The sequence below is a fragment of the Massilia solisilvae genome (assembly GCF_024753215.1).
GTDB lineage: Bacteria > Pseudomonadota > Gammaproteobacteria > Burkholderiales > Burkholderiaceae_D > Telluria > Telluria solisilvae.
Map to the genome: position 1 here is coordinate 174,450 of NZ_JANUGV010000001.1, position 25,053 is coordinate 199,502.

The 25,053-nt window shown below is 62.7% G+C and carries 21 protein-coding genes and 1 tRNA gene; 9 read left to right on the forward strand and 13 right to left on the reverse strand.

Annotated features, from left to right (window positions below; translation table 11 throughout):
* The first annotated feature begins 210 nt into the window (after positions 1–210).
* The 3 genes from rpoD to NX773_RS00850 all read left to right on the forward strand — a co-directional run bounded on the left by rpoD (position 211) and on the right by NX773_RS00850 (position 3,088).
* Positions 211–2,466 carry an RNA polymerase sigma factor RpoD gene (gene rpoD, locus NX773_RS00840; protein WP_258854513.1) on the forward strand — a complete coding sequence of 752 codons (2,256 nt, stop codon included), beginning with the start codon at positions 211–213 and terminating at the stop codon, positions 2,464–2,466.
* A 116-nt stretch (positions 2,467–2,582) separates the two neighbouring features.
* Positions 2,583–2,661 (forward strand) — tRNA-Ile (locus NX773_RS00845).
* A 181-nt stretch (positions 2,662–2,842) separates the two neighbouring features.
* Positions 2,843–3,088, forward strand: a complete 246-nt coding sequence (locus tag NX773_RS00850) for a hypothetical protein (RefSeq protein WP_258854514.1) — start codon at positions 2,843–2,845, stop codon at positions 3,086–3,088.
* 663 nt (positions 3,089–3,751) lie between these two features.
* Here the strand turns inward: NX773_RS00850 and NX773_RS00855 are convergent.
* The 11 genes from NX773_RS00855 to NX773_RS00905 form a co-directional block, all read right to left on the reverse strand.
* Positions 3,752–4,918, reverse strand: coding sequence for a HEPN/Toprim-associated domain-containing protein (locus NX773_RS00855; RefSeq protein ID WP_258854515.1), 1,167 nt, complete (start codon positions 4,916–4,918; stop codon positions 3,752–3,754).
* Positions 4,919–5,307: 389 nt separating this feature from the next.
* Entirely contained in the window at positions 5,308–5,994 is a 687-nt protein-coding gene (locus NX773_RS00860) for a nucleotidyl transferase AbiEii/AbiGii toxin family protein (protein ID WP_258854516.1), read from the reverse strand.
* Positions 5,994–6,473: a helix-turn-helix domain-containing protein gene (locus NX773_RS00865; protein ID WP_258854517.1), complete on the reverse strand. Its 480-nt coding sequence runs from the start codon at positions 6,471–6,473 to the stop codon at positions 5,994–5,996. The genes NX773_RS00860 and NX773_RS00865 overlap by 1 nt, the downstream gene beginning before the upstream one ends.
* A gap of 172 nt (positions 6,474–6,645) precedes the next feature.
* Positions 6,646–8,022: a sigma-54-dependent transcriptional regulator gene (locus NX773_RS00870; RefSeq protein WP_258854518.1), complete on the reverse strand. Its 1,377-nt coding sequence runs from the start codon at positions 8,020–8,022 to the stop codon at positions 6,646–6,648.
* Complete coding sequence (locus tag NX773_RS00875; RefSeq protein WP_258854519.1) at positions 8,015–9,895, reverse strand: sensor histidine kinase; 1,881 nt, start codon at positions 9,893–9,895, stop codon at positions 8,015–8,017. Before NX773_RS00875 ends, NX773_RS00870 begins: the two co-directional genes overlap by 8 nt.
* Positions 9,896–9,908: 13 nt before the next feature.
* A complete protein-coding gene (locus tag NX773_RS00880; protein ID WP_258854520.1) occupies positions 9,909–11,132 on the reverse strand; it encodes a CaiB/BaiF CoA transferase family protein in 1,224 nt (407 codons plus the stop codon).
* A 159-nt stretch (positions 11,133–11,291) separates the two neighbouring features.
* A complete protein-coding gene (locus NX773_RS00885) occupies positions 11,292–12,473 on the reverse strand; it encodes an acyl-CoA dehydrogenase (protein ID WP_258854521.1) in 1,182 nt (393 codons plus the stop codon).
* Positions 12,474–12,508: 35 nt separating this feature from the next.
* Complete coding sequence (locus tag NX773_RS00890) at positions 12,509–13,300, reverse strand: ABC transporter ATP-binding protein (protein ID WP_258854522.1); 792 nt, start codon at positions 13,298–13,300, stop codon at positions 12,509–12,511.
* A 10-nt stretch (positions 13,301–13,310) separates the two neighbouring features.
* On the reverse strand, positions 13,311–14,120 hold the full coding sequence (locus tag NX773_RS00895) for an ABC transporter permease (RefSeq protein WP_370662205.1): 810 nt from the start codon (positions 14,118–14,120) through the stop codon (positions 13,311–13,313).
* Between the two features lie 21 nt (positions 14,121–14,141).
* Complete coding sequence (locus NX773_RS00900) at positions 14,142–15,131, reverse strand: ABC transporter substrate-binding protein (RefSeq protein WP_370662206.1); 990 nt, start codon at positions 15,129–15,131, stop codon at positions 14,142–14,144.
* 240 nt (positions 15,132–15,371) lie between these two features.
* The gene (locus NX773_RS00905; RefSeq protein ID WP_258854524.1) at positions 15,372–16,013 is read right to left on the reverse strand and encodes a TetR/AcrR family transcriptional regulator; all 642 of its coding nucleotides are present in this window, start codon (positions 16,011–16,013) and stop codon (positions 15,372–15,374) included.
* A 57-nt stretch (positions 16,014–16,070) separates the two neighbouring features.
* Here NX773_RS00905 and NX773_RS00910 point away from each other — a divergent pair, with 57 nt between their 5' ends.
* The 6 genes from NX773_RS00910 to NX773_RS00935 all read left to right on the forward strand — a co-directional run bounded on the left by NX773_RS00910 (position 16,071) and on the right by NX773_RS00935 (position 22,763).
* Positions 16,071–17,276 (forward strand): glycosyltransferase, encoded by a 1,206-nt coding sequence (locus tag NX773_RS00910; protein ID WP_258854525.1) that lies wholly within the window; start codon positions 16,071–16,073, stop codon positions 17,274–17,276.
* A 54-nt stretch (positions 17,277–17,330) separates the two neighbouring features.
* Positions 17,331–18,071 (forward strand): DNA-binding protein, encoded by a 741-nt coding sequence (locus NX773_RS00915; protein WP_258854526.1) that lies wholly within the window; start codon positions 17,331–17,333, stop codon positions 18,069–18,071.
* Positions 18,072–18,211: 140 nt separating this feature from the next.
* Positions 18,212–18,964 (forward strand): SDR family NAD(P)-dependent oxidoreductase, encoded by a 753-nt coding sequence (locus NX773_RS00920; protein WP_258854527.1) that lies wholly within the window; start codon positions 18,212–18,214, stop codon positions 18,962–18,964.
* 2 nt (positions 18,965–18,966) lie between these two features.
* A complete protein-coding gene (locus NX773_RS00925) occupies positions 18,967–19,854 on the forward strand; it encodes a ribose-phosphate pyrophosphokinase (RefSeq protein WP_258854528.1) in 888 nt (295 codons plus the stop codon).
* A gap of 36 nt (positions 19,855–19,890) precedes the next feature.
* The gene (locus tag NX773_RS00930) at positions 19,891–21,249 is read left to right on the forward strand and encodes an MBL fold metallo-hydrolase RNA specificity domain-containing protein (protein ID WP_258854529.1); all 1,359 of its coding nucleotides are present in this window, start codon (positions 19,891–19,893) and stop codon (positions 21,247–21,249) included.
* Positions 21,246–22,763 carry a thymidine phosphorylase family protein gene (locus NX773_RS00935; RefSeq protein ID WP_258854530.1) on the forward strand — a complete coding sequence of 506 codons (1,518 nt, stop codon included), beginning with the start codon at positions 21,246–21,248 and terminating at the stop codon, positions 22,761–22,763. Before NX773_RS00930 ends, NX773_RS00935 begins: the two co-directional genes overlap by 4 nt.
* Before the next feature lie 3 nt (positions 22,764–22,766).
* Here the strand turns inward: NX773_RS00935 and NX773_RS00940 are convergent, their stop codons facing one another.
* Complete coding sequence (locus NX773_RS00940) at positions 22,767–23,150, reverse strand: DUF1801 domain-containing protein (RefSeq protein WP_258854531.1); 384 nt, start codon at positions 23,148–23,150, stop codon at positions 22,767–22,769.
* Positions 23,151–23,224: 74 nt separating this feature from the next.
* Positions 23,225–25,042 (reverse strand): DUF885 domain-containing protein, encoded by a 1,818-nt coding sequence (locus NX773_RS00945; protein ID WP_258854532.1) that lies wholly within the window; start codon positions 25,040–25,042, stop codon positions 23,225–23,227.
* Positions 25,043–25,053: the final 11 nt, after the last annotated feature.

Genomic DNA, 25,053 nt, shown 5'->3' on the forward strand with positions numbered 1-25,053 from the left:
CTACGGAAGAGTTCGCAACTGGAAAAGCCAGGGGTGCGTGCTATAATAAAACGCTAACTATTGCAAGCTTTGAAACGATTTTTCGTCTCAATCGCCGCGTGGCGTTTCAGTTAGTAGGCGGGGGAGTTTGTTCCTCCACGTTGTGGATGTGAGGTAACAATCTTTATCTTTAACCATCGTACGTAAGTCGTTGTGACATCGAAAGCGCCTGTGCCAACCAAGAAACCCCAACCCAAAGTGGCTGCCAAAACCACCAGAGCGTCCGCGGCGAAGGCGGACAAAGCGCAAGACAAGGCAGTGACCGCGAGCACTGCGCCTGTCGTGAGCCAGACCACCGATGCGGCTGCACTGGCCGCGATCGACACGTCCGGCTACGTGCTGCCTACGGTCAAGGTACCGGGGCGTCGCGGTCGCAAACCCAAGGAATTCACGCCTGAGAACGACGAAGTCGCCGCGCTCAACACCATCGAACGCGCCGAGCTCAAGGCTGCGGACAAGGCCAAGGCCAAGGACCGCAAGGCCAAGGAGAAAGCGCTGCTGAAGGACGCCTTCTCGTCCGACAGCGAAGCCTCCGAAGAAGAACTCGAGAGCCGTCGGCAGAAACTGAAAGCGCTGATCAAGTCGGGCAAGGAACGCGGCTTCCTGACCTACGCCGAGATCAACGACCACCTGCCGGACAACATCGTCGATCCGGAAGCGATCGAAGGCATCATCGGCACGTTCAACGACATGGGCATTGCCGTGTACGAACACGCGCCCGATGCCGAAACGCTGCTACTGTCGGACAACGTGGCCGCCGCCACCTCCGACGACGAAGCCGAGGCTGCCGCCGAAGCGGCGCTGTCCACGGTCGATTCCGAATTCGGCCGCACCACCGACCCGGTGCGCATGTACATGCGCGAGATGGGCTCGGTTGAACTGCTCACGCGCGAAGGCGAAATCGAAATCGCCAAGCGCATCGAGGACGGCCTGAAGGACATGATCCAGGCCATCTCGGCCTGCCCGGTGACGATCGCCGAAATCCTGACCGTTGCCCAGCGCATCGACAACGACGAAATCAAGATCGACGAGATCGTCGACGGCATCGTCGACCCCAACGAGTCCGAGGACAACAGCCCGAGCGCCGTGGCCCCGTCCTCCAGCGACGGTGACGACGAAGACGAGGGCGAAGAGGACGAGGAAGAAGAGGAAGAGGAAGAAGAAGCCGCCGCCAGCCCTGGCGCCGCCGGCTACTCGGCCGAGCAGCTCGAAGCGCTCAAGGCCACCTCGCTCGAAAAGTTCGACGCCATCGCCCAGCAATTCGAAAAGATGCGCAAGGCGTTCGAAAAGGACGGCTACAACTCCAAGGCCTACGTCAAGGCGCAGGAAGCCATCTCCAACGAACTGCTCGGCATCCGCTTCACCGCCAAGGTCGTCGAAAAGCTGTGCGACACCCTGCGCGGCCAGGTGGACGAAGTGCGCCACATCGAAAAGCAGATCCTGGACGTGGCCGTGAACCGCTGCGGCATGCCGCGCGCCCACTTCATCAAGGTCTTCCCGGGCAACGAAACGAACCTGGAATGGGTGGACGGCGAAGTGGCCGCGGGACACGCCTACAGCGCCATCCTGAGCCGTAACATTCCGACGATCAAGGAACTGCAGCAGCGCCTGATCGACCTGCAAGCGCGCGTGGTGCTGCCGCTGCACGACCTTCGCAACATCAACCGCCAGATGGCGGCCGGTGAGATGAAGGCGCGCAAGGCCAAGCGCGAAATGACCGAAGCCAACCTGCGCCTGGTGATTTCGATCGCCAAGAAGTACACCAACCGCGGCCTGCAGTTCCTCGACCTCATCCAGGAAGGCAACATCGGCCTGATGAAGGCGGTGGACAAGTTCGAATACCGCCGCGGCTACAAGTTCTCGACCTACGCGACGTGGTGGATTCGCCAGGCGATTACGCGTTCGATCGCTGACCAGGCGCGCACCATCCGTATCCCGGTGCACATGATCGAGACCATCAACAAGATGAACCGCATCTCGCGGCAAATCTTGCAAGAGACCGGTGCCGAGCCCGATCCGGCAACGCTTGCGATCAAGATGGAAATGCCGGAAGACAAGATCCGGAAGATCATGAAGATCGCCAAAGAGCCGATTTCGATGGAAACGCCGATCGGCGACGACGACGATTCGCACCTGGGCGACTTCATCGAGGACAACAACACGCTTGCGCCGTCGGACGCCGCGCTGCACGCCTCGATGCGCGGGGTGGTGAAGGACGTGCTCGACTCGCTGACGCCGCGCGAAGCCAAGGTGCTGCGCATGCGCTTCGGCATCGAGATGTCCACCGACCACACGCTGGAAGAGGTAGGCAAGCAATTTGACGTCACGCGCGAGCGCATCCGCCAGATCGAAGCGAAGGCCCTGCGCAAGCTGCGCCACCCGTCGCGTTCCGACAAGCTGAAGAGCTTCCTCGAAGGCAGCAGCTAAGGCTTGACGGGGCTGCGCTAAAAGCAATATCCTCTCGCCACTTCGTTGGGATGGCCGTCTGGCTTCCCCGGGTGGCGAGACGTTTTTAGCGCCTCCCGTTTGAAACGATTTCTCCTGGGCCTCTAGCTCATGCCTGGTTAGAGCAGCGGACTCATAATCCGTTGGTGCGCGGTTCGACTCCGCGGAGGCCTACCAAAAAAATATTGGAAAATCAAAGGGTTAGCGATGTCGCTAGCCCTTTTTTCTTTCTATCGGCTTCGTGCTGTCCAACTTCTGTCCATATTTTTTTGTTTCCTTGACTCCATCGTTTAGTATTGCCTAGAATAAACTTCTAATACTGACAGGAACTGCAATAAAAAAAGCTATCTATCTCACGGTGGTTGGTTTTACGAACGATCGGCTCATCCTCAAGAAGCCCAATGGAGAAGATATTGCCGTTCCTTTACAAGAGATGGAGCCCCAGGACATTGATGCCATCGAAGCCGGGTTGAACAATCCCGTGCCTAACTGGAACAATAGTGGCCCTGCGCCATTCCAAATCGTCGCAGACGTTGAGGTTGATGATGAGACAGGGCGCTACAAGAACTTTGCAATAATGGCGTTCCATATCAAGAACGACTAGCTCTGTGCGCATCCGCCAGCATAAGGCGTTGTGCAATGGTGGCCGTCAACGAATGCGCACCGATTGAGCGCCCGCGCAAGCTCCCTCAAGGCTCGGCTCCATAAATATCAGGCACCATAAACACGGAGGCGCTCTGTTATCAAATGTTCCTGCGCAATCTTTAGAATTCTTACCTCGCGTCGAGTAAATCTTGGGTTGATCATGCCAATTGAAAAATCGAATCCAATCCTGAGAATCCGAATCGGCAGCCCATCTTCGCAAATCACGTGCCCCCACCTTGTGCTCGGCATCTCGCCAACCTCCCCGAGTATTGGCCCACGTCTGTCGTTGAGGTTGATGTAAAAGTCAGGCCAATTCCCACTTATATCAATCCCATTGAGTGCGAAGAGCCCCAATTTGTGATCGATTTGAAAGATGACTCCCTTGGGATCGATGATGCTTCCGTATAACGGGACCACGTGCCTGAACCAGATTGCGCGGAACAGATTGATCAAACTTTCATGCTGGTGACTTGGCATCGGATTGCACCCAACGTATTTTGTATCGCAAATTATCAGTACGGCGGGGCAGCCTGCAACTGCCGGTAGCAGCCTTGCAGATCTCTAACTCAACTCACAGCCCCTGTCAGGTCAAGTCTGAGTCAGTACAGCTAATCCCAACGTGTTACACGGTTGACCGGGTGCAGATCGCAACGATTTCATCGAGCACGCGGTTAAGCTTTTCGTAGTTGTAACTCTCTTGGAACCCATCGAGGTCCAAGAATTCACGCTTGAAGCGGTCCTTCTCCATCAGTGCTCCCTGGTAAACCGCAAGCGCTTCGTTGTAACTGCTCCAGCGGACTGCAGCATCTGCCGGCAGGTCGAGGTAGCATTCTATTGACGCTCCTCTCCCATTGATGTCGGCTAGTTGGTCGCCCTGTGGCCCTACAGTTCGGAATTGTCTGAACTCTTCGATGTCTGGCAGCTTCATCATTTTCATGTTGGGCGGAAGCGAAAGTGCGTTGCATTTCTTCATGCACGCTACGCCTTCCGCGTCGTTGTCGAATACAAAGACGACATTGTTTTGTATCCGGATACTTACCAATCCTTTGGCAAAGTTCAAGAGATTGCCAGTCCCTGAGAATGGATAACCATCGGCCATATCGACGAACCGGAAGAAGTCACTAATGTCTGGCCTGAGCACATCGAAAGCCCGACGCAGAATCTTCGCGTCGGAGCTGCCCTCGGTGACAAGTAGGTATTCTGCCGGCTCTGAAATTCCGTGCTGGATGTTTTCGCGTTCGGTCCACCCGCCTTGTACAACATCGTTAAAAAACCAAATAACTGGTAGGTCGAGGTTTGCAGGGCTCTCTGCCAGAACGCGTAGCGTCGATTCCGGACTGAAGTTCTCCAGTAGTGCTAACAGGTCCCAGTGAGTTGCTTCAAACCTTCCCGGCGGGAGAACCTCGCGAAGGATGGGCTGGATATCTGCGGGTACGAACTGCCCGCAAGCCGGCTGCTCCGGGTATTCGTTTTTGATTTCGGCAATGTTGACAGTGCGCAGGATGTCCATCACCTGGTCAAAGGTGAGCGGCAGCGGATCGTCGAACGAGTATGGGTTGGGGCGGACGTATTCCTCACGTGCGCGTGCCAGGGTGAAGCCCATCAGCTCCAATCTCTTCACAACCAGGCGCAACGGTCGTTCGTAGTGCTCTTCTGGTTCCGTTTGGCCGTACAAAGGAGATACCACAAGGTCTTCGGCCAAGAAGAATTCGTTGTGATATGAAACAAACTCGTTCTTGCTCTCCGTTACGGTGAGCGGGCCGAGCATAAGTCCAGAATACGATCCCATCGCGTGTACCTGTAGTTTTCGAACGGCGGTGTGTGCGATATCTTATCAGCTCGAATGAAGTCCTCAGCCGTGACCTTGCGCCGTTGTTGGGTGCGGAATCAGGACCTCATGTCATGTTGCCAACCCTGAACCCTGCCGGAATTCTGCCGGAATGGTCGGGTTGCCGGAGCTGAAGTCGAGTTGCGCCGAGTGATGGAAATCCTTGTGAAATCAAGTGATTAGCTGTAAACTGCTGGGCGCTTGATTCGACTCATAATCCGTTGGTGCGCGGTTCGACTCCGCGGAGGCCTACCAATAGCTTTTGCCATGAAATCAAGTCGTTGCGAGTGATCGTGAGGGCTTTTTTCATCGCCGCTTGGCCGTGTCATCCGCCGGGCCAAGGCGCAACGCTAACCTGTGGGTGAGCGATTTGCGTATGTTTCTTTTTCGACGTGTTGCGCGGCGGAGTCCAGCGTTTGGATGACGATGTCTCGCACTCGATCAAAAGTTGGGTTAAACGAGAGTTTTTCGATCGCATCGAATTGTAAGCGGAGGTTCGTGAGATCGCCGGCGAGAGTCGCCTTGATTGGGGTGATATGGCGAACGAGGAATCTGCTGGCCTTCAGCAGCTCATCGGGCTCCTTTTCGGCAACCAGAGCGAAATCGAACATGTCGCGGGCGAGTAGATGATCGCCGCGATGGAATAACTTCTTGGCCACGATCTCAGCTGCGGCCTCGACGTGCACTGTACGGCCGAATATTTCCTCGTCCACGTACGGGTTCTCGGTCAAATTCGAAGACGCGACGAAGTCGATCTCGCCGTCAGGCAAGAACAGTTTGATGAAGCTGTTCGCCTCGTCGTAGTGAACTGTCAGATCCTCCGCGACTTGACTCAGGCGTGGATTTACATAGTTCAGCACCTGCGGATCGGGCACAAAAATATCGATGTCTTTGCTAAGGCGGTGCCGATACTTGCGCATCAGCACCGTTCCGCCGCCGAAGGTCCAGTAGAGATGTTTGGACCCGTGGGTCCGGATCTCATCCACCAATCGCAAGGCGTCTTGGAAGAGGCCTTCCCAGGTCCTTTCGTCTGCCATTACCAAACAGCTCTATGTGTCTGAAGCTCTTTTGCCATTGCGGAGACGTTTTTCATGACTGTCTTCGGTGGCGTATTGGTCTCGACCGAGGCTTCCTTAATTGCACTGACGACCAGCGGTAGGGGCGTTTCGTCAAGCAGCGTCATCACATGCGGCTTGAAGTCGTCAGGAACCACACCCGACTTCAAGATATTCTTGAGGACATCGGATGTGAGGATCTTCTTGTAGCTCGTGCTGGCTGTCTGTGCGGCAATCTTGAGCGCCGGCGACTTTTTCAACCTTTCCTTGGCATCAAAGGTCAGGCCGAGGATGCCCAGCAGCTGGCTCAGCTTCGTATAGCCCAGATCTTCCAGGGCACCGCTCTCGAGCTGGTTGACCGTAGTGCGTGACAGGCCTGCCAGCCGCGCCAGTTGGGCCTGGCTGAGGCCGATCTCCTTGCGCCTGTCATGCACATGCATGCCTACTTCGCGAAGTTGCATGATCTCGACCTCGAAAAATGTTCAACAAACTGAACAAATTATCACCGATCCAGCGGAATTTTCAAGTCCTGAGGAAGGAGGTTGTTGGATCAAGTGATCATCGGCAATCCCTGCGGCGCTCGTTTGGGTCTGGTTGGACGCCGGGGAAGCTTGCGAGCAATCGGTGTTTCGTTCACCCGCGCCGCGCCGCCTGCGGCACCGGATGAAACTTGTCCGTCGATATATCAAACCGCTTCAGCTTGTCATACAGCGTCTTCTTCGGAATACCCAAGCTTTCGGCCGCTGCATTAACGTTGCCTTCCTGACGCTGCAACGCCTCTTCGATGATCGCCTTTTCGAACGCATCAACCTGCTGGGCGAGCGATCCTTCGCGGCGGGTTCCGGAGGGCATTAGCATATCGTCCAGCAAGCCCAGCACAAAGCGATCAGCCACATTGTGCAGTTCCCGCACATTGCCAGGCCAGCGTTGCGCCATCAGCGTATGCAGCAGCTCGCTGCCGATCAGCGGCGCGCTCTGACCGTAGCGCACGGCCGCCTGCAGCACGAAGAATTCGAACAGTAAAGGAATGTCCTCGCGCCGATTGCGCAGGGCAGGGAGCGTCAGGCTGGCGACGTTCAGGCGGTAATAGAGGTCGGCCCGGAACTTCCCCTGCTCGGACAGCACTCCAAGGTCTTCCTTGGTCGCGGCAATCACCCGCAGGTCGATCGGAATGACGCTGTTCGAACCGAGGCGCTCGACCTGGCGCTCCTGCAGCACGCGCAGCAGCTTGACCTGCAGGTTGAGCGGCATGCTTTCGATTTCATCGAGGAAGAGCGTGCCGCCGTTGGCATGTTCGATCTTGCCGATGCGGCGCCGCTGCGCGCCCGTGAACGCGCCTTCTTCATGGCCGAACAGCTCCGATTCGAAAATCGTCTCCGGCAGCGCGCCGCAATTGATCGCGACGAAGGGGTGATCCCGTCGGCTGCTGAAGTCATGCAGGCAGCGCGCCACCAGTTCCTTGCCGGTGCCGGTTTCCCCGAGGATCATGACGTCCGCGGTCTTTGGCGCGAGGTTGAGCACCAGCCGGCGCACCTTGTCGATCGCATTGCTGCGTCCGACCATGCGCGCTTCGATGCCTTCGCGGTTTTCCAGCTGGCGGCGCAGGGTCAGGTTCTCCAGCACCAGACGGCGCTTGTCGAGCGCGCGCCGGCACACTTCGATCAGCAAATCGGACGAAAACGGCTTCTCGATAAAGTCATAGGCACCCTGTCGCATGGCGCCTACCGCCATTGACACGTCGCCGTGGCCGGTGACGAGAATGACCGGTAGCGACGGATCGCGCGAAGCGGCCAGTTGCAAAAGCTCCAGACCATCCATGCCCGGCAGCCTGACATCGCTGACGAGAATGCCCGCAAAGTCCGGGGACAAATGAGCCGTTGCTTCTTCCGCGCTGGCGCAGGCAGTGACCCGCAGCCCGGCCAGTTCCAGGGCTTGCTTCGCGCCCTTCCTGACCACCGCATCGTCTTCCACGAGCAGCACCTGCATGTCGTCGAAGTTCGTTTCAAGCATCTTGTTCCCCTAAGTCTGTCTTCCCGCCCGGCTGCCGGCAGCGCAGCCGGATGGTGAATTCCGCGCCGCCGTGCCCGTCGCTGCCGTGGTTCTGTACCTCGATCGTGCCGCCGGCGGCGCGGATGATGCCCGCGCTGATCGACAGCCCCAGACCGAGCCCTTGCTCCTTGGTGGTGAAGAAGGGTTCGAAAATTTTCTGCGCGCTGGCCGGCGCAATGCCGGGCCCATTGTCGGCGACACGGATCACCGCCTGGTCGCCGGACTGCGCGACGCGGATCGAAAGATGCGCGATCTCGGCCGCGCCGACTGCATCCATCGCGTTCGTGATCAGGTTGGAAAAGACCTGCCGCAGCCCGGTCTCGTTGCACAGAACGACGATGTCCTGTTGCGGCCAGTCCTCGTCCAGCACCAGGCGGTCCGCGCCCCGAGTGGTGCGCACCTGCAGCATGGTCTGTTCGAACGCCTTGCGTACGCTGACCGGCTTTTGTGCATCATCGCTGCGCCGGGCAAAGCCTTTCAACTGCGAGGTGATATAGCCGAGGCGCTTGACCAGGTCCGAGATGATCGACAGGTTTTCCAGCGCTTCGTCGGCGCGGCCCCGTGTAATGAGCACCTGCGCATTGTCGGAGAATGTCTGGATTGCCGCCAGCGGCTGGTTCAGCTCATGCGTGATGCCCGCCGCCATCTGTCCGATCGCGGCGAGTTTGCCGCTTTGTACCAGTTCCGCCTGAGCCTGGCGCAAGGTCTGCTCGGCGCGCTCGCGTTCACCGACTTCCGCCTGCAGTCGTAGATTGGCGTCGAGCAGCGCGGCGGTGCGCCGCTCGACCTTGGCTTCGAGTTCGTCGTTGGCGCGCTTGAGCGCTTGCTGTGCGTTCAGCCGCTCCGCAATGCGCCGCCGGCGCTGCAACGCATACAGGATGCCAAGGCAAAGCGCGGTCCAGCCCAGCGCCGCGCCGACGGCCGCGTTGCGTGCCGCCGCGCGCACCTGTCCCAGTTCGGCCAGCACCGTGATTTGCCATTCGAGGGGCTTGAGCCGGCTGCTGACCGCCATGTAGCCGCTTGGTTCGCCTTCCCTCGGCAGGTTCAGCGACAGCAGCTTTGCGCCGTCGGTCAGGCGTTGCTCAACCCGGTGTGGAAGTTGCGGCAGCGTCTCATGCAGGAACTGCCGCTGTTCGTGGATGCTTTTGCGCGCGCCCTCAGACAATGGAGCGAGTGTCTTGAATTTGAAGGCGGAGATCGACGACAGGAGAATGACGCCGTTGGCGTCGGTCACCCAGATCTGTTCGGCCACGCTGGGCATGCGCCAGGACTGCTCCAGCCAGTCCAGGCTGACCTTGGCCGCGGCAACGCCGATAATGCGGCCATGGCGTCGTATCGGCAGTGCGATGAAGTAGCCGGCCTCGCGGGTCGATACGCCAATGCCATAGAAACGTCCGATGCCACCGTTCACCGCTTGCCTGAAGTAGGGACGGAAGCCGTAGTTCTGCCCGACATACGAGGTCGGCTCTTTCCAGTTGCTGGACGCGTACACCTCGCCCTGCGGATTGATCACGTAGACCGCGAAGGCGCCGGCGCCCTGGATCATCTCCTCCAGGTAGGCATTAACGCGTGCGGCCCGGTCGGGCGACCGGGTCTCGAGGAGGGCGGCGACTTCATCGCTCTGCGCGATGGCCAGTGGCAGGAATTCATACTTGGCGAGCACCCCGCCGATCGTCGCCGAGTACAGTTCGGCGCGCGAAGCCAGCGTGCGGTGCAGGTCGTCGAGCTGGCGGCGTTCGACCAGCATATAGGACAGCATCGTCACCGCCACCAGCGACGCCAGCGCCAGCAGCACAGTGTGCGACTGGCTCAGTTTCCATTTTTTTACCGCCACTTGTACTCCGCATTCAGATCACGCCCTGCCTCTGCAAACGGTCGATTTGTTCCCGGTCCAGGTGCAGGCGCTCTTGAAGTATCTCATGAGTATGCTCGCCCAGGAGCGGCGCCGCGCGATCATAGGCAACCGGCGTATCGGACATGCGGATCGGATTGGCGACCGAGGCAACGGCGTCATGCAGCGCATGCGGCAGCGCCACGGCAAGCTGCCGGTGGCGCGCCTGCGGCTCATCGAACACCTGGGCGATCGTGTTGATCGGTCCGCAAGGAACGCCGACCGCTTCGAGCTGGGCCAGCCACTCGCGCGTCGTCCGTTCCTGCAGCACCGGCTCCAGCAACGCAATCAGTTCGGCGCGGTGGCGCACGCGCATGGCATTGGTGGCAAAGCGTTCGCAGCTGCCCCACTCGGGATGCCCCGCAACCTGGCAAAAGCTGTTGAACTGGCGGTCGTTGCCCACCGCGAGGATGAGGTGGCCGTCCGCCGTGGCGAAGGCCTGATAGGGAACGATATTCGGATGCGCGTTGCCGAGCCGGCCCGGCACCACGTTGCCGACCAGGTAATTCGACGCCTGGTTGGCCAGCATCGCCACTTGCACATCGAACAAGGCCAGGTCGATGTACTGTCCGGCGCCGCTCACCTCACGCTGGGCAAGGGCGGCCAGCACGGCCACAGAGGCATACATGCCGGTCATCACGTCGGTGACGGCGACGCCGACCTTCACCGGCCCACCACCGGCCACCTCGTCGGGCTGTCCGGTGATGCTCATCAAGCCGCCCATCCCCTGGATCATGAAGTCGTATCCGGCGCGCTGCGCATCGGGGCCGTCCTGGCCGAAGCCGGTGATGGAGCAATAGATCAGGCGCGGATTGATGGCGCGCAGCGACGCCTGGTCGAGCCCGTATTTGGCGAGTGCGCCGACTTTGTAGTTCTCAAGCACGATGTCGCACTCGGCGGCGAGTTGTTTGACGATGTCCTGGCCTTCCGGCGTGGAGATGTCGAGGGTCAGCGATTTCTTGCCGCGGTTTGCGGACAGGAAGTAGGCGGACTCCTTCGTTTCCGCGCCCGACCTGTCCTTCAGGTATGGCGGTCCCCATGCGCGCGTGTCGTCGCCAACGCGGGGGCGCTCGACCTTGATGACTTCGGCGCCAAGATCGGCGAGCAGCTGGCCGCACCACGGGCCGGCGAGCACGCGCGACAGATCCAGTACTTTGATATGAGACAGCGCTCCAGCCATGGGGAAAACCTCATTAAGAAGGCGCTGTCTGTGTTAACTGTTGAAAGTGCCCCGTCGTTCCCGCGTGCGCGGGAACGACGTGCTTGAGTCCACACTTAGCGCAGACAGCGCCACTAAGGATGGGTGAGTGGGGCGTGCGAGATCGCACGTCCACGCTCGTCAGAATGCCGCGATGCCGGTCTGTGCGCGGCCCAGGATCAGCGCGTGGATGTCATGCGTGCCTTCATAGGTATTCACGACTTCCAGGTTGACCAGATGGCGCGCAACGCCGAACTCGTCGGAAATGCCGTTGCCGCCCATCATGTCGCGCGCCAGGCGTGCGATGTCGAGCGACTTGCCGCACGAGTTGCGCTTCATGATCGACGTGATTTCCACCGCCGCGGTGCCCTCGTCCTTCATGCGGCCCAGGCGCAGGCAGCCTTGCAGGCCCAGCGTGATTTCGGTTTGCATGTCGGCCAGCTTTTTCTGAATCAGCTGGTTGGCCGCCAGCGGCTTGCCGAACTGCTTGCGGTCCAGCACGTATTGGCGCGCGCGGTGCCAGCAATCCTCGGCGGCACCCAGGGCGCCCCACGCGATCCCGTAGCGTGCCGAATTCAGGCAAGTGAACGGGCCTTTCAAGCCGCGCACTTCGGGGAAGGCATTCTCTTCCGGGCAGAACACTTCATCCATCACGATCTCGCCCGTGATCGACGCGCGCAGACCGACCTTGCCGTGGATCGCCGGCGCGCTCAGGCCTTTCCAGCCTTTTTCCAGCACGAAGCCGCGGATCGCACCTTCGTCATCCTTGGCCCACACCACGAACACGTCGGCGATCGGCGAATTGGAAATCCACATCTTGCTGCCCGACAGGCTGAAGCCGCCCGGGACCTTCTTCGCCCGCGTGACCATCGAACCCGGATCGGAACCGTGGTTCGGCTCGGTCAGGCCGAAGCAGCCGATCCATTCGCCGGTGGCGAGCTTGGGCAGGTATTTCTGCTTCGTTTGTTCATTGCCGAATTCATGGATCGGCACCATCACCAGCGACGACTGCACGCTCATCATCGAGCGATAGCCGGAATCGACGCGTTCGACTTCGCGGGCGATCAGGCCGTAGCTCACATAGTTCAGGCCGGGGCCGCCATATTGTTCCGGAATGGTGGGGCCGAGCAGGCCCAGTTCGCCCATCTCGCGGAAGATCGCCGGGTCGGTTTCTTCCTTGCGGAAGGCTTCGAGCACGCGCGGCTGCAGGCGCTCCTGGCAATAGGCGCTGGCGGCCTCGCGCACCATGCGTTCTTCGTCCGTCAGTTGCTGATCCAGCAGCAGCGGATCGTCCCATTGAAATGCTGCTTTCGTTTGTCCCATGTTGTTTTCCTGGTTGATTGATTGACGGTGCCGTATCAGTCGGCAGTCGTTGCGAGCAGCTCCGCGTTGTGGTGACGCTGCTGTTCTTCCATGACGAGTTCGCCCAGCATGCGCTTGAGCCGATTGAATTCCGGGTCGCTGGGGTCGCGCGGACGTGGCAGGGTGATGCGCACGTCCTGCTTGATGGTGCCGGGACGATAGGTCATCACGATCGTCCGGTCCGCGAGATAGATCGACTCTTCGATGCTGTGCGTGACGAAGATGATCGTGGTGCCGAAGGTCTTCCAGATTTTCAGCAGCTCGTCCTGCAGGTTGCGGCGGGTGAGGGCGTCGAGCGCGCCGAAGGGTTCGTCCATCAGCATGATCGGCGAATCCAGTGCCAGCACCCGCGCGATCGCAACGCGCTGACGCATGCCGCCCGACAGGTCCTTGGGATAGCGGTCGCGGAATTCGCGCAGGCCCAGCATGTCCAGCAGCATGTCGACACGCTCCTTGATGGCCGCGGTCGGGCGACCGGCGATTTCCAGACCGAAGGCGATGTTTTGCTCGATGGTCATCCAGGGGAAGAGCGCATATTCCTGGAACACCATGCCACGATCCGGCCCCGGCTCGGTGATCGGGCGGTTGTCGACCAGGATCTGGCCCGAGGTGGGGTGCGAGAAGCCGGCAATCGCGTTGAGCAGCGTCGACTTGCCGCAGCCCGACGGGCCTAGCAGGCAGACGAACTCGCCGCTGTTGATGGTGAGATTGATGTCCTTGAGCGCGACGACGTCGCTGCCGTGGCTCGAGAACACCTTGTTGACGCCGTTGATATGAATGGTTTTCATGCTGTTTTCTTCAATGTTCCAGCCCGCGATGCCACTTGAGCAGATGGTTGTTCAGCGCGTTCATGCCCAGGTCGATGGCAAGCCCGAACAGGCCGATGGTGAACATGCCGGCGATGATCTTGTCGGACCAGAAGTACTCGCGCGCTTCCAGGATGCGGAAGCCCAGGCCACTGTTCACCGCGATCATTTCGGCCACGATCACCACGATGAAGGCCGTTCCCATGCCGATGCGCGCACCGGCCAGGATGTAGGGCGTGGCCGCCGGCAGGATCACGCGGCGGAACATCGTCATCTGCCCCGCGCCCAGGTTGCGTGCGGCGCGCAGGTAGATCCCGTCCACGTGGCGTACGCCGGCAATCGTGTTCATCAGGACCGGAAAGAAGGAGCCGATGCTGATCAGGAAGAATGCCGGCGGATTGCCCAGGCCGAACCACAGGATCGCCAGCGGGATGTAGGCGATCGGCGGAATCGGCCGCAGGATCTGCACCAGCGGGTCGAACAGCTTGTAGATCGTCTTGTTCGTTCCCATCAGCAGGCCGAGCGGCAGCGCCAGCCCGGCGCCGATCAGGAAGCCGCCGATCACGCGTGACAGGCTGGCGTAGGCGTCGTGCAACAGCTCGCCGGAAACCAGCCAGACCAGGTAGCTACCCTGCTCGGGCGAATACGGTTCCAGCGGCGATGCGTACTCCAGCAGCTTGCGCAGCACCGCCAGCGGCGACGGTACGATCTGCGGATTGAGCCAGCCCAGTGCCGATACCGCCTGCCAAAGGACTACCGCAGCAAGCGGCACGGCGGCGCCGTGAAGAATGCGTTTGATCATGTTCGCGTTCATGGCGCGCCTTTACTTGCTGCTGACCGACTTCTGGGCTGCTTCCAGCAAGTCCAGCTTGACCCAGTCCTTCGCGGCAGGCGGCGTCGCCATCCGGCCGATGTTGTACTTCATCATGTAATCGGTGGTCTGCTGCACGTGCTCGGTGGTGATGCTCTCGGTGAAGCTGGCGTTGTTCATGGCATCCTGGTAGTCGTCCGACGTCACCTGGTTCTTGAACATCGATTCACGCACGTATTTCTCGGCCAGCTTGGGGTCGGCGATGAACTGGCGCGTCGCCATCACGAAGCACTGCATGAAGCGCGCGGCCACGTCGCGTTTTTCCTTGTACATCTTCTCGGTCATCACCAGGGCGCGCACCGGCTCGCCCAGCGGCGTGTCGTACGGCTTCATGATCTCGGCGCCGTACTTCTTGTGCATGGCCTGCGTTGCGTAGGGTTCGGACTGGCTCATGGCATCGATTTCCTTGGCCAACAATGCCTGGTTCAGGTCGGGGTAGCCCATGTACATGATCTGCACGTCCTTGCCCGGCTTGTCGGACCAGGTGAGCTTGTTTTTCGCCAGCTCGGTGAAGAGCAGGATCTCTTGCGGTCCGCCGCGGGTCACGCCAACCTTCTTGCCCTTCAGGTCTGCGATGGAATGGATGTTGAGGTCGGGGCGGCCGACGATGCGCACGCCGCCCTTGGCAAATCCGCCGACCAGATAAACCGGCACGCCGCTGGCACGTCCGGAAATCGCGGCTTCGAGCGCGCTGGCGGAGACGTCGATTTCACCGGCGATGATGGCCGGCACGATGTCCAGGCCCTTGGCGAACACGCGCTCTTCAATCTTGAGGTTGCACTTCGGTGCGATCTCTTTCATGTAGGCGACGGCGCCGTAGTGCGCGAACTTCAGGTTGCCCAAGCGGACGAGGTCCGCGGCCTGTGCGGTCGGCGCGATGGCGGCCGAAGCCAGAGCGAGCATGGGAAAGCTGAGGATTGCCTTGAGGCCCTTGAGTTTCATTGCGTGTCTCCTGTTGTGGTGTGTGATGAATCCTTTGGCAGCTGGTCGCGTGCCAGAGTCCGCATCTTCTTCAGCACAGTTCGTGCCATGCGGTACCAAAACAGGAGATGTCGTATCTCCTTGATCTTTAATGTTTTTTTATCGGCGCCCTGAAGCGCGGCCGCGCACGATTCCGGGCTTTCGCACAGGAGGCGCAAATCGTGTCCGGAATTTCGCACGCCCCGGGGGCTGCGGTGAGCGCTACTGTCGGCCGGGAGCCCGGGCGCCGTCCACGAATAATCGGACCACCGTCGTGAACTCTTGCTTCAAATCGAGTCGGCGGTCAGTGATCCAGCGCATCAGTGCGCCCAGGTAGAGATAGTGAAAATAGATGGCCAGCTGTTCGGCCGGGGGCGACGGATCGAGTTCGCCGCGCTGCTGTGCGGCGGCGATCAGCAGCGACCACGTTTGCACCAGGTCACCTTTGCCATCGGTTTGCGCGTTCGGCTCGAAACTGGCGAACTTGTAGCGGATATAGGGCAGCAGATAGTCGGGATGGCGCTCGCACCAGCCGGCGGACTCCACCAGCAGGGCAGAGACGTTGGCACGGAAGGGCGCATCCAGGTCGAGCTGAAAGCCAGGGTTTGCGAGATCGCGCGCCAGCTCCCCCTCCAACAGATGCGCGAGGATTGCCTCCTTCACCGGAAAATACTTGTACAGCGTACGCTTGGAGACCTCGGCCGCCGCCGCGATCTGCTCCATCGTCACCGCCATGTAACCACCGGCCTGGAACAGTGCACCGGCTGCGGTGGCGATCTGTTCCAACAGGCGGGCTTTTTTCAGCGTTCGCCGGTCGCTCACGGGCGCATCGGGTTGATTTTCCGGATCGGTAGGGGAGGCCATGGCTCCGGAGTATAAAGGGTGTTAAAGTATACGTCGTATACTTTTTAAGAAGATTGTATGAAACTGCTGATCCTTACCTATGGAACGGAAGGCGACACCCGGCCGCTCGCTGCCCTTGGCCACCAGCTGGTCAGCGCCGGCCACGAGGTACATCTGCTGGGTGATGCGAGCACCCTCGGCTCGGCGCAAGAGCTGGGCCTCGCGAACTCGGCGCTGTCGGGCGACATCCGGCAGTTGTTTTCCACATCGAGCAGTCAAGGGGCAAAAGGCACGGCCAAGGCGCTGGCACAATTGACCAATGCCAACACCCGCGCCTGGACGCTTGAAACCCTGGCGGCAGCGGAAGGATGCGACGCCATCCTCACGTCCGGCCTGGCTGGTTTCGTTGGCCTGTCGGTTGCTGAACGGCTGGGCATCCCGGCCATCGGCACCGGCATGATTCCGCTCACGCCTTCGCGCGACTTTCCGTCGCCCTTTCTGCCGCCAGGACTGGTGCCGCGCTGGCTTAACCACGCCAGCCTCAGGCTGACCAACCAATTGGTCTGGCTGGCCTTCCGGAAAAGCTTGAATGAAGCGCGCCAGGCAGTGCTCGGACTACCCGCGCGCCGGGAACTGCCCACCGAGCATCCCATGCTCTATGGGATTTCCCCGACGATCCTGCCGCAGCCTGCGGATTGGCCGGCTCACGCCCGCGTGTGCGGCCAATGGCAGACGCCGGCCGGTGAATTTACGCCGCCGCCTGAACTGGCCGATTTTCTCCGTGCTGGCCCGCCGCCGGTCTACGTCGGCTTTGGCAGCATGGCGGGCATCGATGGGCCGCGCCTGGCCAATACGCTGGTAACCGCCCTGGCTGGCCGACGCGCGTTGTTCTACCCAGGCTGGAGCGGCATGGATGACATCGAACTGCCAGACAATATCCTGCGCATCGGCACTACCCCGCACGGCTGGCTGCTCCCGCGCATGGCCGCTGTCGTTCACCATGGTGGCTCCGGGACCACCCATTCCTCCACCCGCGCTGGCGTGCCATCGATCGTCATTCCATTCGCAGGCGACCAGGCATTCTGGGCCGAGCGCCTGCAGCGCCTGGGTATTGCGCCGCCGCCGCTCGATGGAGCGAAGCTGGACGCGGGCGCATTGGGCAAGGCGATCGGCTTCGTTGAACGCCCAGAGGTCCAGAAGCGCGCCGCGGAGCTTGGTGAGCAGATGGAACAGGAGAAGGGGCTGGCGATGGCCGCGAGGGAGATTGAGAAGCTTTGCTGTTGAGAGCATGCGGTGGCGTATTATATTGCTCTTCGGCAATTATAATTACTCAATCTCATGAAACCCGATTCGGCCCATCAGGGCATCCAGTTCGACGCGGTGGCCGCCGCGGCTGACGCATTACAGAAAGACGGCAAACAGGTCACCATCGACGCCGTGCGGGAAATCCTCGGCGGCGGCACGCCAACCGCCATCCAGAAGCATCTGATCCCGTGGCGCGCCAGCCAGGCCAAGCCGGCGCGCACCAGCAACGCGGAACTGCCTGAAACGATTGTTGCAGCCTTGGCCGACTGGGCGCAGCAGTTCGCCCTGGAGTCCGGCGCCGGCGCGCGCGAGGCGCTGGCACAGTCCGAAAGTGACATGCAGGCCCTGCTCGAGGCCGGTGAAGCGCTCGAAGGCGAGCGCGACGAATTGCAGGCACAGGTAGCGTCTGTTACCGCCGCGTCGCATGCCGCCATTGCTGAACGGGACGAGGAGATCGAGCGGCTGCAGGCGGAGCTGCGCAATGCACGCCATATCGCCACCGAAGCTTTGGTCGGCAAGGCCAAGGACCAGCTGGCCATCGACGGCAAGGACGCCCAGCTGGCCGACTTGCGCACCCAGCTCGAGCGCTACGTGGCGTCGTCCTCCGAGCAATCCGATGCGCGCCTGGCTGCCGAGATGGAGCTGGTGGGCGCCAAGACGGTCCGCGAAAGCCTGGAGGCCGAGATCGCCGACCTGCGCAAACAGCTGGACGCGGCGCGTGCCGAGCGTGGCGCCTTGCGGGCCGAACTGGAGACCCTGCGCGCCAGGACCTAGCCTGTGCCCTCGGTGATGACGGGTTCACCGGGCAGTTTCACGATCCGGAACACCGCCGCCATGCAGGTTGACACCACCATGCCTGATGGCCACACTAGGCATGGATGAACCCGCTTGTGTTCGCAGAAAGAGAGACTCAGATGAAATACTCGTTTTCCGGCCAGTCCGTTCTCGTGACCGGCGCCGGCTCCGGCATTGGCGAAGCCACTGCGCGCCTGCTGGCACAACAAGGCCTGTCGGTGGTGGTGTCCGACGTGCACGCCGACGCCGTCAAGCGCGTCACCGATGCCATCGCGGCCTCCGGTGGGCGCGCGGTGCCGAATGTCGCCAACGTGGCCGATCCCGCGCAGGTAGAGGCAGCGGTCGATTGCGCCGTGAAGCACTTCGGCGCGCTGCATTTTGCTTTCAACAACGCCGGCATTGGCGGCACCCTGCTGCCGGCCGGCGAGCTGCCTGCGGACGACTGGCAGCGGGTCATCGACATCAACCTGAGCGGCGTTGCGCACGGCTTGCGCTACCAGATCCCGGCCATCCTCGCCGCGGGCGGCGGCGCGATCGTCAACATGTCGTCCATTCTTGGCCTCGTGGGCAACTCCTTCGCGCCGGCCTACGTGGCCGCCAAGCACGGCGTCACTGGCCTGACCCGCTCGGCCGCGCTTGCGTATTCGGCCCAAGGCATTCGCATCAACTCGATCCATCCCGGCTACGTGGACACCCCCATCCTCGACGGCCTCGACCAGACCGCGCGCGCCGGCCTGGTGGGCCTGCACGCCATCGGGCGCCTGGGCCGCGCCGAAGAAATCGCACATGCCGTCGCCTTCCTGCTGTCGGACGGCGCCAGCTTCATGACGGGCTCATCCATGGTGGTCGATGGCGGCTACACGGCGAGCTGACAGTGCGGCGCCTGATCCTGCCCCTGCCGGGCAACGAAGCCTTCGCCGCCGCGCTCGCGTCCGCAACCGATGCTGAGCTGGGCCGCCTGGAGACCCGCCAGTTCCCCGATGGCGAAAGCTACGTGCGCCTGCATGGCGACCCCGCCGGCCGCGCCGTGGACCTCGTCTGCACGCTGGCCAAGCCGGACGCGCAGTTCCTGCCGCTGGTGTTCGCCGCCGACGCCGCCCGCGACCTGGGCGCCACCGAAGTCAACCTGGTCGCGCCTTACCTGGCCTACATGCGCCAGGATAAGCGCTTCAACGATGGCGAGAGCGTGACCTCCCTGTCCTTTGCCCGGCTGGTGTCCTCCACCTTCGACCGCCTGCTGACCGTGGACCCGCACCTGCACCGGCATCCGACGCTGGCGGCGCTCTACACGATTTCCACCACGACGCTGCACGCCGCGCCGCAGCTGGCCGACTGGATCGCCGCCAACGTCGAAGCCCCGCTCATCGTCGGCCCCGACGAGGAGAGCGAGCAGTGGGCAGCGGCCATCGCCTCGCGCATCGACGCGCCGCATGCGGTGCTCACCAAAACCCGCCACGGCGACCGCAACGTGGACATTGAAATGCACGACCTGTCTGCCTGGCGCGATCGCACGCCGGTGCTGGTGGACGATATCGCTTCCTCGGGCCGCACGCTGGCGGTGGCCGCGCGCAAGCTCGCCGAACAGGGACTGGGTAAACCCGAGTGCGTCGTCGTGCATGCGCTGTTTGCCGACGACGCATGGAACGAGCTGCAGCCCCTGTTCACGCGCATCACCTCCACCGACGCAGTGCCGCATCCGAGCAACCGGATCGCCCTTGCGCCGCAGTTTGCCAACGCGCTGCTGAACGACGTGCGCGACTGAAGGCGAGCCAACCACTTAACACGAACAAGAAATCTCATGCTTTCATTGACCAGCCTTGGCGGCGCTGGGACCGTCACCGGTTCCAAGCACCTGCTTACCTATGGTGATTCCAAAATCCTCGTGGACTGCGGCCTGTTCCAGGGCCTGAAGAACCTGCGTACCCTGAACTGGCAGGACCTGGCCGTGGCGCCGCGCGACGTCGATGCCGTGGTGCTCACGCACGCCCACCTCGACCACAGCGGCTACCTGCCGCGCCTGATCCGCAACGGCTTTCACGGCAAGATATTCTCCACCGCCGCCACCCGCGACGTGGCCAAGCTGATCCTGCTCGACAGCGCCTGGCTGCAGGAGAAGGACGCCGAATTCGCCAACCGCAAGGGCTACTCCAAGCACAAACCGGCGCTGCCGCTGTACACGGTCCAGGATGCGGAGCACTCGCTCAAGCACTTCCAGGCGGTGCCGGTGCATGAAGAAGTGGCGCTGCCCGGCGGCGCCAGCCTGCTGCTGCGCCGCGCTGGCCACATCCTCGGCGCGTCCACTGCGCAGATCGACGTGGACGGCGTGCGCATCGTGTTCTCCGGCGACCTGGGCCGCTACGACGACCCGGTCATGTTCGACCCCGAGCCGGTCACCGACGCCGACTACATCGTCATCGAGTCCACCTACGGCAACCGCCGCCACGATCGTTCCGACCCGCTCGCGGCGCTGGACGAGGTGATCGCGCGCACCGTGCGCCGCGGCGGCACCGTGGTCATCCCGGCCTTTGCCGTTGGCCGCGCGCAGTCGCTCATCTACAACCTGTGGCAGCTGCGCCAGCGCGGCAGCCTGCACAACGTGCCGGTGTTCCTGGACAGCCCGATGGCCACCAGCGCCACCGAACTGCTGCACCGTCACCAGCACGACCACAAGCTCTCCATGGACGAATACGAGGCCGCGTGCGACGCTGTCACCTATGTGCGCGACGTGGAGGAATCGAAGGCGCTCTCGGCCAACCGCTATCCGAAGGTGATCATCTCGGCCAGCGGCATGGCCACCGGCGGGCGCGTGCTGCACCACATCGCCGCGTTTGCGCCGGACCATCGCAACACGCTGCTCTTCTCCGGCTTCCAGGCAGCCGGCACGCGCGGACGCAAGCTGCTCGAAGGCGCGCGCGAGGTGAAGGCCTACGGCACCTGGATTCCGGTGAACGCCGAGGTCGCGGAACTGCCGATGCTGTCGGCGCACGCCGACTGCGACGAGTTGATGAAGTGGCTGTCCGGCTTCAAGCGTGCGCCCAAACGCGTGTTCGTGGTCCACGGCGAGCCGGAAGCGTCGGAAGCGCTGCGCGAACGGATCGCGCGCGAACTCGGCTGGGCGGTCGACGTGCCCCTGCAAAACCAGGAGTTCGTCCTGTGAGCGCTGTCATCTGGCCCCAGCAGCCGCTGCTGCGCGCAACACGTCTGCGCCTGCACGCGCAGGACCAGGCCATTGCGCTGATGCGCGCCGATTGCCACGTCTGCCGCTCCGAAGGGCTGTCGCCGCGTTCGCAGGTGCTGGTCGTAGCCGGCGAGCATGAGGTGCAGGCCTTGCTGTACCAGATCGACAGCCCGCTGCTCGAGCAGGGCCAGGTGGCGTTGTCCGAGGCGGCCTGGGACGCGCTGCACATCAGCGACGGCGACCAGGTCCAGGTGCGCCACCCGCCGGTGCTCGAATCGCTGGCTGGCATCCGCCGCCGCATCCACGGCTACCGCCTGAACGCGCAGGACCTGTCGGCCATCGTGCGCGACGTGGTGGACGGGCGCTACACCGATGTTCATTTGTCTGCCTTCCTGACGGCGACTGCCACGCTGGCGCTGGACGCGCAGGAAACCGTGCACCTCACGCGCGCGATGGTCGATGTCGGCGAGAGCCTGCACTGGAACGCGCCCGTGGTGGTGGACAAGCACTGCGTGGGCGGCCTGCCGGGCAACCGGACCACGCCCATCGTCGTCGCGATCGCCGCCGCCAATGGCCTGGTGATGCCCAAGACCTCGTCGCGCGCGATCACCTCGCCGGCCGGCACCGCCGACACGATGGAGATGCTCGCGCCGGTGGACCTGGACATGGCCACCCTGCGCAAGGTGGTCGAGACCGAGGGCGGTTGCGTGGCCTGGGGCGGTTCCATGCACCTGAGCCCCGCCGACGACATTTTCGTGCGCATCGAGCGCGAGCTGGACATCGACACCGAGGGCCAATTGATCGCCTCGGTGCTGTCGAAGAAGATCGCGGCCGGCGCGACCCACGTGGTCATCGACATCCCGATCGGGCCGACGGCCAAGGTGCGCAGCCGCGAGAGCGCGGTGCGTCTCTCGGCCAAGCTGCGCGCCACCGCAGCCGATTTCGGCCTTGCGCTGCGCTGCATGTTCTCGGACGGGAACCAGCCGGTCGGGCGCGGGATCGGCCCGGCCCTGGAAGCGCGCGACGTGCTGGCCGTGCTGCAGAACGAGCCGGGCGCACCGGAGGACCTGCGCGAGCGCGCGGTGCTCGTGGCCGGCGCCGTGCTGGAGCTGGGCGGCGTTGCGGCCGAGGGCGAAGGCATGCGCGTGGCGCGCGAGACGCTCGACAGCGGACGCGCCTGGGACAAGTTCAAGCGCATCTGCGCGGCGCAGGGCGGCCTGCGTGAGCCGAAACGCGCCGAGTTCGTCGAGCCGCTGGTGGCAACGCACGGCGGCCAGGTGGTGCACATCGACAATCGCAAGCTGTCGCGGCTGGCCAAGCTGGCCGGCGCACCGGCCAGTCCCGCGGCGGGCGTGCACATGGAAGTGCGCCTGGGCGACGAGGTCGCGCGCGGTCAGCCGCTGTTGTACGTGCACGCGCAAACGCCGGGTGAGATGGCCTACGCGCTCGATTACGCGCGCCAGGCCGGCGACATCATCCGGGTCGAGGCCTAGGGCTCAGGCGGCGTTACGCGCGACGGCGGCGAGGACCAGCGCCTTGAACGCTTCCTCGTCGATCGCGTCGCCCTCGTGAAAGTCGATGGCGCGCCGCACCTTGCCTTCCAGGCTGGAGTTGAACAGGCGCGCCGGGTCCGCCAGCGATGCCCCTTTCGGGAAGGTGAGCTTGACCGCCTTCTTGTAGGCTTCGCCGGTGCAGATGATGCCGCCGTGCGACCACACCGGAACCTGCCACTTCCATTCTTCCACTACCTGCGGGTCCGCCTGCTGGATAAGGGCGCGGATCCGGGCGAGCATGGCGCCGCGCCAGTCGCCCAGTTCCCGAATGCGCGCGTCGATCAGTTCCGATGGCGAAGGCCCGGCAGGATTCGCGTTCTTGTTCATGGTCGGTCCTCAGGTTGGGATACGCAGCAATTGTAGTGGCCGGCGCGAACGCGAGGTTTGCGCCGGCGCGCGGATCACTTCTGGCTGGCGATCCACTTGTCCACTTGCGCTTCCAGGATCGGCAGCGGCAAGGTGCCGTCGCCCATCACCACGGCGTGGAACTTCGGGTAGCTGAACTTCGGCCCCAGCGCCTTTTGCGCCTTGGCGCGCAGTTCCAGGATCTTCAGCGCGCCCACCTTGTAGGCCAGCGCCTGGCCCGGCCATACCATGTAGCGTTCGATCTGGTTGGTGGCGCGCGCTTCGCTGTAGCCCAGCACCTGCATCGCGTACGCAACCGCCTTCTCGCGGCTCCAGCCCATCGCGTGCATGCCGGTGTCCACCACCAGCCGCACCGCGCGCAGCAGCTCGTCGTTCAGGTGGCCGTAGTAGGGCGCCGGGTCGTCGTAGAAGCCGAACTCGCGTCCCAGCGTCTCGCAGTACAGCGCCCAGCCCTCGGTGTAGGCGGCTGCGCTCGGGTGCTCGGTGTAGAACTTGCGGAAGTCCGGCAGCGGCAGTTCCTTGAGCAGCGCCGCGTGCAGGTGGTGGCCCGGCACGCCTTCGTGCAGCAGCAGGCTGGTCATGCCCACGTTGCTGTACTTCGCCGGATCATTGACCACGGCCCAGAACACGCCCGGGTGCGAGCCGTCCGCCGCCACCGGGGTGTAGTGGTCCGACGCGGTGGCGCGCGTGAGCTCCGGTTCGAGCTGGATGTCGAGCCTGGCCTTGGGCAGCAGGCTGAAGTAGTTCGGCAGCTTTGCGTCCACCGTCGCGTAGATCTTGCGGTAGGCGTCCAGCACTTCCTGCTCGGTGTGGAAGGGCTTGAATTTGTCCTGCGCCGCCACCCATTGCGGCAGCTGGTTGGCCGGGCCGGTGTAGCCGAGCTTGGGCCCCAGTTCGGCCAGCTGGCGCTGGATGCGCGCCACTTCCTTCAGGCCCAGCTCGTGGACCTGCTGCGGCGTGAGCGCCAGGTTGGTGTTGTTCTTGATGCGCGCCTTGTACCAGGCCGCGCCGTTGGGCAGATCGCCGTAGCCGGAGCTCGCGCGCGCGGCGGCCATGTAGTCGGACTCGAGGAACTGGCACAGGCTGTCCAGCGCGGGGCCGATGCGCTCCACCGCCTGGCGGTACGCGGCCGTCAGCTCTTCCTTGTCCTTGGCCGAGAATTGCGCCGGCAGGTTCTTGATCGGGGTGTAGAAGATGCTCGCTTCAGGCGTGCTGCTCCTGAGCTGCTGGAACTGCGGCAGCATCTTCATCACGATTGCCTTCGGCTGCACCACGCCCACGCGGATGCCTTCCTTCATGTTGACGATCGCCTGGTCGATCCATGCCGGCAGCTGGTTCAGGCGGGACAGGTAAGCGCGGTACTGCGCCGGCGTGGTCAAGGGCTGCGAGCCGGTGCCGCTGGCGTAGTTGGCCAGCACGCTGGGCACGTTCTCGAAGTGGTTCAGCGGCAGCAGGTGCTCGGGAAAGTGCTCCAGGTCGAGCTGGCTGTTGATTTCGAACTCGAGGATGTCGTAGTTCAGCCGCGCCTTCTCCGGCAACTGCGCGCGCGCGATCATGTGCAGCTGGCGCAGCTGGTCGTGGTACTGCGCGAACTGTTTGGCCCGCACCACCGGCGAGATCGCCATGCCGATCTGGTCGTCGTAGCGGCTGTCGCCGTTGGCGGTGGCGTACAGCAGCGGGTCGAACTTCGCGCGCGCCACGTAGAACTGGTCGGCCAGCCTGTCGAGCTTTTGCTGGGCCGGGCTCGGCGCCGCGGCGCGGGTCGCGGCCAGCGCAGGGTGGGTCAGGACGGCGCCCGTCAGCAGGCAGGCAGCGAGGGCGGTAACACGCAGTGCGGGGAGGGTTCGGGACATCGTCGTTGCAT